This is a genomic window from Micromonospora sonneratiae, assembly GCF_042679305.1.
Taxonomy (GTDB): Bacteria; Actinomycetota; Actinomycetes; order Mycobacteriales; family Micromonosporaceae; genus Micromonospora_H; species Micromonospora_H sonneratiae.
The window spans coordinates 21014-30549 of record NZ_JBHTMP010000077.1 but is presented as its reverse complement, the minus strand read 5'-3'; the positions used below and the strand labels follow the sequence as shown (position 1 = coordinate 30549).

Genomic DNA, 9536 nt, shown 5'->3' with positions numbered 1-9536 from the left:
CCCGCTCGGCACGTTCGGCCCGCTCACCGCGCTCCCGGCCGGTACGTGATTCGCCCCGCTCCGCCTGGTCGCGCTCGGCAGCCGGCTGGGCCGGTGCCGCTTCGGCCTGCGGCTCAGTCGGGGCAGCTGCCGTAGCGGCAGCGCTGCGAGACCGCCGCGAGGCCCGCGGACGAGTCGTCGCTTCACCTTCGGCCGCAACCGGCGGCTGGATCGGCGCGTCGCCACGCCGCTCGCCACCGGCCGGAACCTCGGCACGTACTTCTTCGCGTGCGGGTGCTGCCGCAGCCGCGACCTCGGCCCGGGGACGCGGTGCACTACCGGCAGCCGCGCCGCCCTGCCGCTCGGAAATGGCGGCAATCAGTTCGCCCTTGCGCATCCGGGCCGTACCGGAGATGCCGAGCGACGCGGCCAGGCTCTGCAACTCAGGCAGCAGCATCGCCGAGAGCCCGGTACCGGTCCGCCGACGGCGGGCGCGAGCTGCTGTGGCTTCGCCAGCGACGTTGGAAACTTCCGACGTCACGTCGGTGGTGTCGCTCAATGGATTCCTTCCCTCGATAAGGCCGGGGCTGCCCGGGGTCGAAACTAGGTGGCCGGGCGGCCTCGGTACGCCCGCCTCGCGTGACGCGTCGCGGGAGTCTGTAACACAGCAGTCGGTCGGTTTCCCGACTCACCAGCATCGGTGAGCAGGTCTCGCCGCCTGCGGCGACCTGTGGAGACTGCGGTACGGCGTGGCCTAGGCAGGGGTTTGACGGGCTAACCGCCGATAGCTTCGGGGGTGCGCCGACCCGCAAGAGATCGCGGTGCTTCGCGGCTGTGCTAAGTCTAGAGCGTAATCAACTCTTCCGACCTGCGGCAACAGGGTCCCGCTCGGCGTGTCCCAGTCTACCCCCAGCAACCTGGGCACCGACCATATCAACAGGCAACCGGTGAGCTGTCCAATCCATTCCCGGCGCAAACCCCGCTGGCAGCGCAGACAGCGCCAATACGGTCGGACCGGCCCCACTGACCACAGCCGCAACACCAGCCTCACGCAGCGCCACCAACAGGGCGGCCGTGGCCGGCATACCGGACGCTCGATAGCCCTGGTGCAGCCGATCCTCGGTGGCGGTGAAGAGCAGCCCGGGATCGGTGGTGATCGCGTGGACCAGCAGCGCCGAACGCGCCGCGTTGAACGCCGCGTCCCGGTGTGGCACATCGGCGGGCAGCGCGGCCCGGGCCACCGAGGTCAGCCCACGTTCACCCGGTACGAACACCACCGGCTGCACGTCCGGCGCTATCGGCAGGGAAACTGCCCGGGCTCCAGGCAGGACACCGGTACGCATCGCGGTCGCGGCCGCGGCTGATTCGGTCCAGGCAATGGTGAAACCGCCGAGCAGGCAGGGGGCGACGTTGTCGGGATGGCCCTCGATGTCGGCGGCCAACCGCAGCGCGCCGGCATCGTCGAGGCGCTGCCCGCCGTCGGTGACGAGCGCCCGGGCGAGTTGCACACCGGCAACGATCGCCGCCGACGAGGAGCCCAGGCCACGCGCCTGCGGAATCCGGTTCACGCACTCGATTGCCAGGCCCGTCGGCTGGCCGCCGAGCACGTCGAAGGCGGCCCGCATGGCGCGTACGACCAGGTGCGTCTCGTCGTCGGGCAGTTCGCCAGCGCCTTCGCCGGTCACCTCGACCCGGCAGCCACCCGAGGTGACCCGGGCGGTGACGTCGTCGTGGAGCGCCAGCGCCAGGCCCAGAGCGTCGAAGCCCGGCCCGAGGTTGGCACTCGTCGCGGGCACGCGTACCCGCGTCGGCCCGGAGACGAAGGACAACGGCATGCGTTCATGCTAGGCCGCGCCCGACCTGCCGCCGGCGCCGGTATGCCAGCCGTCCCACCACGCGGCTCGTTTCGATCTGGTACCCCTGGTCGTGGTCGATCTGCCAGCCCGTTTCCACGACACCGGCCGTATCGACGTTCGCCGGTAGGGTGTCCGCATGATCCTGGAAGCGGAGGAAGTCATGTTCGGGTCGGTGTTCGGACAGGCGTTGTCGGTGCTGCCGACCTTGCTGGTAGTGGTGGTCGGGCTGATCGTGGTGCTGGTGAGCGGCAACCGACTGCCCGGTCGCGCCCGGGTGCTGGCCTTCCTCGGCGGCGCGCTCCTGCTGCTCAACCTGATCCTCAGCGTCGTCTGGGCACTGCTGCTGCCTGAGCTGATCATGCGCGGTGAACTCAGTTTCCGCGAGTTCAGTCCGATCAACCTGGTGGCCTCCGTGGTGCTGAACCTCATGCACGGCATCGGGATCGGACTGCTCATCGGGGCGCTGCTGGCCGCCCGGTCCAAGCCGACGACGGTACCGACATCCGTACCGGGAATGCCGGCACCGCAGCCGATGACGACGTCCGCCCCACAGCCGACCGTGCCGACCCAGTGGGGTCCGCCCACGTCCTGACCGTGGCCGTCGGTGAACGCCCGCCGCACCTGGCGACGGGCGTTCACTGGTCCGGCGAGCCGTCGGCGGGAGACTGTCTCGGTGCGCGACCGGCGGCGCGCAGCGCCTGCCGCAGGGCGTACTCGATCTGGGCGTTGACGCTACGCAGGTCGTCCGCGGCCCACTTGGCGATCGCGTCGTACACCCGAGGATCGAGCCTCAGCAGCAGTTTCTTGCGTTCGGCCATCAGCCGGAACCGCCCCTAACCGTAGAGAGAACCCGTGTTTACCACCGGCTGGGCCGCCCGGTCGCCACAGAGTACGACGAGCAGGTTCGCCACCATCTGCGCCTTGCGCTCCTCGTCCAACTCGACCACGTGTTCCTCGGTCAGACGCTCCAGCGCGTTGGACACCATGCCCACCGCCCCCTCGACAATCTTGAACCGGGCGGCGACGATGGCGTTCGCCTGCTGGCGGGCCAGCATGGCGTGGGCGATCTCCGGTGCGTACGCCAGATGGGTGGTCCGCGACTCCAGCACCTCGACGCCGGCGAGTTCCACCCGTTCCCGCAACTCGTGGGTCAACTCGTCGCTGACCGCGAGGCTGTCCCGCAGGCTGGCCCGACCGGAGTCGTGTGCCTCGTACGGGTAGCTGGTGGCCAGGTGCCGGACCGCTGCCTCGGCCTGTACGGAGACGTACTCGACGTGGTTGTTGACGGCAAACGCGGCCTTGGCCGAGTCAACCACCCGCCACACGACCACGGCGGCGATCTCCACCGGATTGCCGTCGGCGTCGGAGACCTTGAGCCGGGCGGTCTCGAAGTTACGCACCCGCAGGGTGACCTTCTTACGCGTGCTCAGCGGCCAGGTCCAGTGCAGACCGGCGTCCCGGATGCTGCCGACGTACCGGCCGAAGAACTGCACGACCTGCGCGTTGTTCGGGTTGACGATGGTGAATCCGGTCATCGTGGCGACGACGAGCACGGCGTAGCTGACGGAGGTCACGACGATCCACAGGGCGGCAGCCGAGGTGCCGACCGCCGCGATGATCACCGCCAGCGACGCACCGGTCAATGCCACCAGCATCGCTATCACCAGGAATCCGGACAGCCGGAAGGCGGACCTCTCCATGACATCTCCTTGCCATCAAAGTGATATCACCAAGGTATCCAACGGCGGCTACCCGAACAAGCCCGGAGCATGATCCAGCCAACAATCGGACAGTTACCCGCCTGAGACCTCCGACCCGCCGCCCGACCGACCCGTCGTCCGATCGACCCGCAGTCCGAACGACCCGCAGTCCGAACGACCCGCAGTCCGAACGACCCGTCAGACCGTCGGCTCGGCTGACACCTCGACCGAGGGAGCGGCAGGCTCCTCCGACAGGGTCAGTCGGCGGGTGGCGATCCGCCAGCCGATCGCGTAGACCACCGTGGTCAGGCCACAACCGACCAGCACGATCCACGCGTCGACATGGTCGACGATGGCAGCCACCACCAGTTGGCTGACGGAGACGGCCAGTGTCGCCAGCATCATGTCGGTGGCGAAGACCCGGCCCCGCAGCCGGTCCGGCACCTCAGCCTGCAACGCGAAGTTGGACAGCACCCAGTTGCCGCCGCCCGCGAAGTGCGCGACGAAGACCAGCACCAGCACCAGCCAGAACCAGGGGGCCGCCGCCACGCTGATGTAGGCCAGCCCGTAGCCGGTCATCGACAGCGCCAGCCCGGGCAGCAACCAGGACCGGTGGGTCAGCACCCGACGCATGAGCATCGGCCCGGTCAGCGCTCCGGCACCGCGTACCGCGAAGAGCAGGCCGGTGCCGATCGCCCCGACGCCGTACAGCCCGGCGAGGAGCGGGAACACGGTCAACACCCCGTTGCCCAGCCCTACCGCCGACTTCACGGTGACCAGTGCCAGCACCCGGGGCCGGTGGCCGATGTAGCGCAGCGCCTCGCTGATCGCCGCCCAGGTGCGTGGTGCCGGCACCGTATGGTCCCGGGGCGCCTGCAACGGGCGGCGGATCCGACTCACCAACAGCGCGGCCACGATCAGGGCGCCGGCCGCGATCCAGAAACAGGCGTACGGCCCCAGGGCGGCGGTCAGCACACCGCCGAGGGACGCCCCGACCACCGTCATCGTTCCCCAGGCCGAACCGGCGATCGCGTTGCCGGCGGCCAGTTCCGCCGGGTCCAGGACGTTGGGCAGCGCCGCCTGTGCGGCCGGCGAATAGAACGCCTTGGCCACGGCGACCACCCCGATCGCGACCAGGGCCAGCCACGCGGTCCCCCGGCTGTGCACACCGAGCAGCAGCAGTACCCCGACCAGGGCCGCCAGGTTGGCCACCATCATGATCTTGCGGCGGTCCACCCGGTCGGCGATCGTTCCGGTGTACGGCAGCAGCAGTGCGACGATCCCGGTGTCCGCGGCCAGCACCAACGCGCCCCACACGCCGCTACCGGTCAGCTCCGGCAACAGCACGAGCAGGGGCACCATGAGGAACCAGTCGGCCCCGAAGACCACCAGTTCGGCGAGGAAGAGATTACGGAAGTCCCGGTTACGGGTAAGGACCGAAAGCGTTGACGCCACGTACCGGAACCCTACTCCGGCCGGTCTTCGCCAGCGACGCAGCGGTCACCGGCAACCCCCGATCCCAGCAGGTCGGCGTTCCCGACAGCCCCCGGTTCCGACACGTCGGCGGTCAGACATGGACCTCCGAACGCTCCGCCATCAACTCGGACACGGTCACGAACTCGAAGCCCCGGGCCCGGAGGCCGGTGATCATGTCAGGTAGCCCCTTGATCGCGACCAGCCGGTCCTGCGGCCCCACATCGTGTGCCAGCACGATCGAACCCGGCTCGGTGTGCTCCACCATGTGTCGGGCGTGTCCGGCCGGATCACCCAGAAACTTCGACTCCAGCATCTGCAACGACCACAGCACGATCCGGTAGTTCAGCCGCGCCGCCGCCAGCACCGCCCCACCGCCCAGGTGCCCGTACGGCGGCCGGAGCAGGGTGGCCTCCCGACCGGTGACGTCCGTGATCGCCTCGTGGGCGCGGAGCAGGTCCTGATACGCCTGCTCGGCATCGACCCGAGCCATGTCCCGGTGGTCCCAGGTGTGGTTGCCGAACTCGTGCCGGTCCGTCCGGCCGCGCAGCACCGACGCGTACTTGCGCACCCGACGACCCACGACGAAGAAGGTGGCCGGTACGTCGTAGCGCTGGAGGGTGTCCAGCACGACGTTCGTCCAATCTGGACGGGGTCCGTCGTCGAAGGTCAGCGCCACCAGCTTCCGGTCGGTCTGCCCCGCCCAGGTCACCAGCACCTGCCCCGCACCCGGGTGCCGGTCCCGGCTGGCCACCGTCGCCCCGGCGGCACCGCCCCGGATCGGCAACTTGCGGTCGACCACATGGGCCGCTTCGGCGAACGTCACGGCCCCCACTCCCGCACCCGCCGCCACCAGCGCCGCCCGGCGCAGGATGGTCCGGCGGGTACCCGATCTCCCGCCGCGGTCGTCGGGTCGTTCACCGTCCAGCCGTTCACCGCCGGGTCGTCCACCGTCCAGTCGTTCATCGTCCGGTTCGGGCCGGGTCGGTTCGGTCACCCGGCTGCGGGCACCCACGTTGGTGTCCTCGACGTTCATTCTGGTCCCCCATCCCCAAAATCAACGGCGTTCCGCCGACGGTAACCGTCAGCGGAACGCCGTTGACCACAGGATGCGCTGTTACTCCGCAGGGGGCAACGGTGATCTACGGCTCTTCGGCAACCGCAGTACCTCGAACTGGTCCGTACCGTCGATCAACGCACCGGACGGAGCCGGCCGTGCCTCCGTCGTGGTGGCGACCGACGCCGGAGACTCCACCCGGTCCGGACCGTCCTCCGACGGGGAGCCCGCCGTCGTCCCGCCGTTCGCCGCAGCCGCAGCACGACCCGCGTCAGCCGGGCTCCGGTCCGATTCGACCGCTCCCGCCGCCTGGCCGGCACCACGGGCGACCCGACGCTGCCGGATCCGCTCCTTGGTGTTCTCCACCATGGTGTAGAGCGTCGGGACCAGCACCAGGGTCAGCAGGGTCGAGCTGATCAGTCCACCGATCACCACGATCGCCAACGGCTGGGAGATGAAGCCGCCCTCGCCGGTCAGCCCGAAGGCCATCGGCAGCAGCGCGAAGATGGTCGCGATAGCGGTCATCAGGATCGGCCGCAGTCGGCGCCGGCCACCCTCGATCACTGCTTCGCGTACCCCCATGCCCTGGTCGCGGTACTGGTTGATCAGATCCAGCAGCACGATGGCGTTGGTCACCACGATGCCGACCAGCATCAACACACCGATCAGCGCCGGAACCCCCAGCGGCGTACCGGTGGCCAGCAGCAGGCCGATCGCGCCGGTCGCCGCGAACGGGATGGAGACCAGCAGGATCAGCGGCTGGATCAGGCTACGGAACGTCGCCACCATGATCAGGAAGACGATCGCGATGGCGGCCAGTACGGCCAGCCCGAGGTCGGCGAACGCCTCCTCCTGGTCGGCGCTGACCCCGCCCACGGTGAAGGTCGCACCCGGCACGTCGAGCTTGCCCAGCCGCTCCTTCAACGCGGTGGTGGTCTTGCCCAGGTTGCTGCCGGTGGCCATACCGGTGACCGTGGCGCTCCGGTCACCGTCGATCCGGGTCACCTCCAGCGGCCCCTTGACCTCGGAGATCTCGGCGATGTCGTCGAGCTTGACCGGACCGACCGGCAGCGCGCGCAGAGCCTCGATCGAGGTCGGGCCACCGGCACCGAACCGCAGCACCACGTCCTGCTGCTCGCCGTCGAGCACCACCCGGCCCACCGGGCTGCCCCGGAACGCCTGCGCGACGAGCTGACCGACCGCCGCCTCGGACATGCCGACCCGCGCCGCAGCGGCCCGGTCGACCGTCACCTCGATCCTCGGGGTGTTGCCCGTCAGGTTCGTCGTCACGTCCTTGACTTCCGGCGTGTCCGCCAGCGCCTGCCGGGCCTGCTCGGTGGCGCGGGCCAACACCTCGGGGTCGGTGGCCTGCACGATCACCGCGAGCTGGTTGGTCGAACCGGCACCCGGCTGACCACCGCCACCGCCGAACCGGACCTCACCGATGTCGGTCCGGTCCTTGAACTCCCCACGCAGCTGCTCGGTGAGTTCCTCGGCATCGGTGTCGGCATCCAACGCGACCGAGAAGCTGGACTTGCTTCCGCCCGACTCCCAGGGCATCCCGCCGCCGCCCACCGTCACCTGGTAGGTCTTCACCCCCTTGGTACGCGCCAGCACCTCCTCGACCTTGCGGGCCGCCGCGTCGGTGGCCGTCAGGCTGGTGCCGACCGGCATCTCCTGGGTGATGCTCAGGGTGTCCTGACCGGACTGGTCCAGGAAGTTGGTCTTGAGGCCGGTGGAGAGACCGAAGGTGCCGATCAGCACCAGCAGCCCCAACCCGACGGTGAGCCAGCGTCGACGGGTGGCGAACTCGATGACCGGCAGGTAGCGGCGCTGCAACGGGTCACGCAGCTCCTTCTCCTCCGCCGCCCGGCGTACCGCCTCCTCGTCCACCTCACCACCGGCAGCGGGCTTGAGGAACCAGTAGGCCAGCACCGGAATGACGGTCAGCGACACCAGCAGCGAGGCCAGCAACGCCACCGTCACGGTGATCGCGAACGGCGCGAAGATCTGACCGACGAACCCGCCGACCAGGGCGATCGGGGCGAAGACCGCGACCGTGGTCAGGGTGGAGGCGGTCACCGCGCCGGCGACCTCGCGTACGCCCCGGTTGATGGCGTCGCGCTTGCGCTCGCCGTACCCGAGATGCCGTTTGATGTTCTCCAGTACGACGATCGAGTCGTCGACGACCCGGCCCACCGCGATGGTCAACGCGCCGAGGGTGAGCAGGTTGAGCGAGTAGTCCCCGATCCACAGGGCCAGCAGCGCCACCACGACCGACAGCGGGATGGACACCGCCGTGACCAGCGTGGACCGTACCGACAGCAGGAAGACCAGGATCACCAGCACCGCCATGACCAGGCCCAGCAGGCCCTCGGTGGTGAGGCTCTCGATCGACTTCTCCACGAACGGAGCCTGGTCGAACACCACGTTGAGTTCGGCACCGGAGGCGGTCCGCAGACCGGCCAGCCGGTCCCGGATCTCACGCGAGATCTCCACCGCGTTGCCGTCCGGCGTAGCGGTGATCGAGATGCCGAGGCTCTCCTTGCCGTTGGTCCGGGTGAAACCGGTCGGCTCGGCCAGCTTCTGCTCGACGGTGGCGATGTCCCCGAGCTTGACCGGGGCAGTGCCCGGCTTGGCCGGAGCGGCACCGGGTGCGGGGGTGAGGAAGATGCCGCGCAGTTCCTCGATCGAGTTGATCCGGGTGCCGACCTGCACGGTCAGGCTCCGGTCCGGGCCGATGATCGTGCCGGCCGGGATGGCCACCCCGTTGGTCTGTAGTGCGCTGGCGATCGCCGTCGGCTGGACGCCGGCCCGGGCCAGCTTCACCGGATCGGGGACGATGACCACGGTCTGCTCGCGGGCCCCGGTCACCTCGACCGTACGGACGCCGTCGATGGCCTCCAGCTCGGGTACGACCGTGCTCTTCAGCTTGTCCGCCAGCGCCCGCTCGTCCCCACCGCCACCGGCCGCCAGCACCACGGCCGGCAGGTCGTCGGTGCTACCGGTGAGCACCATCGGGTCGACGTTGTCCGGCAGCTGCGCGTCGATCCGGCTGAGCGCGGTCTGCATCTTGTTGACCGCGGCGTCCAGGTCGGTACCGAACTCGTACTCCACCTGGATGGTCGCCACCGACTCGCGGGAGGTCGACGTGACCTTCTTGAGTCCGCTGATGCCCTGGAGGCTGTTCTCGATCGGTTCGGTTACCTGGGACTCGACGATCTCAGGTGCGGCTCCCGGGTAGGTGGCGATGACGAACGCGCCCGGGAACTCCATGGAAGGCAGGAGCTGTTGCTTCAACGACGGAACGGCGAACAACCCGAACCCGGTGATCACCACCGCGATGAGAGCAACGAGACCCCGGTTGGCGAGGCTGAATCTGGCGAGCAACGACATGATCAGGCTTCCTCCCGGGGAAGCTAGGTAAGAAGCCGCCGGTCAGATGAGGCGGCCAGGGCTCGGCAAAAAAAT

The 9536-nt window shown here is 69.3% G+C and carries 8 protein-coding genes; 1 reads left to right on the top strand and 7 read right to left on the bottom strand.

Going from position 1 to position 9536, the window contains the following annotated elements; translation table 11 throughout:
* Together ACFQ4H_RS30470 and thrB are read right to left on the bottom strand one after the other, a co-directional pair.
* Window positions 1-538, bottom strand: a 538-nt coding sequence (locus ACFQ4H_RS30470; protein ID WP_377577717.1) for a Rho termination factor N-terminal domain-containing protein, incomplete at its 3' end; no start/stop codon positions are given.
* 295 nt (window positions 539-833) lie between these two features.
* Window positions 834-1814 carry a homoserine kinase gene (gene thrB, locus ACFQ4H_RS30465; RefSeq protein ID WP_377577714.1) on the bottom strand — a complete coding sequence of 327 codons (981 nt, stop codon included), beginning with the start codon at window positions 1812-1814 and terminating at the stop codon, window positions 834-836.
* Window positions 1815-1971: 157 nt separating this feature from the next.
* On the opposite strand from thrB, the gene ACFQ4H_RS30460 reads away from it, so the two are divergent.
* Window positions 1972-2427 (top strand): hypothetical protein, encoded by a 456-nt coding sequence (locus tag ACFQ4H_RS30460; protein ID WP_377577711.1) that lies wholly within the window; start codon window positions 1972-1974, stop codon window positions 2425-2427.
* Between the two features lie 43 nt (window positions 2428-2470).
* Here the strand turns inward: ACFQ4H_RS30460 and ACFQ4H_RS30455 are convergent, their stop codons facing one another.
* The 5 genes from ACFQ4H_RS30455 to ACFQ4H_RS30435 all read right to left on the bottom strand — a co-directional run bounded on the left by ACFQ4H_RS30455 (window position 2471) and on the right by ACFQ4H_RS30435 (window position 9461).
* A complete protein-coding gene (locus ACFQ4H_RS30455) occupies window positions 2471-2653 on the bottom strand; it encodes a type II toxin-antitoxin system antitoxin (protein ID WP_377577708.1) in 183 nt (60 codons plus the stop codon).
* A gap of 15 nt (window positions 2654-2668) precedes the next feature.
* Complete coding sequence (locus tag ACFQ4H_RS30450) at window positions 2669-3535, bottom strand: SPFH domain-containing protein (RefSeq protein ID WP_377577705.1); 867 nt, start codon at window positions 3533-3535, stop codon at window positions 2669-2671.
* A gap of 198 nt (window positions 3536-3733) precedes the next feature.
* Window positions 3734-4990 (bottom strand): MFS transporter, encoded by a 1257-nt coding sequence (locus tag ACFQ4H_RS30445; RefSeq protein WP_377577703.1) that lies wholly within the window; start codon window positions 4988-4990, stop codon window positions 3734-3736.
* A gap of 112 nt (window positions 4991-5102) precedes the next feature.
* On the bottom strand, window positions 5103-6044 hold the full coding sequence (locus ACFQ4H_RS30440) for a polysaccharide deacetylase family protein (RefSeq protein WP_377577700.1): 942 nt from the start codon (window positions 6042-6044) through the stop codon (window positions 5103-5105).
* A gap of 81 nt (window positions 6045-6125) precedes the next feature.
* On the bottom strand, window positions 6126-9461 hold the full coding sequence (locus ACFQ4H_RS30435) for an efflux RND transporter permease subunit (protein WP_377577697.1): 3336 nt from the start codon (window positions 9459-9461) through the stop codon (window positions 6126-6128).
* Window positions 9462-9536: the final 75 nt, after the last annotated feature.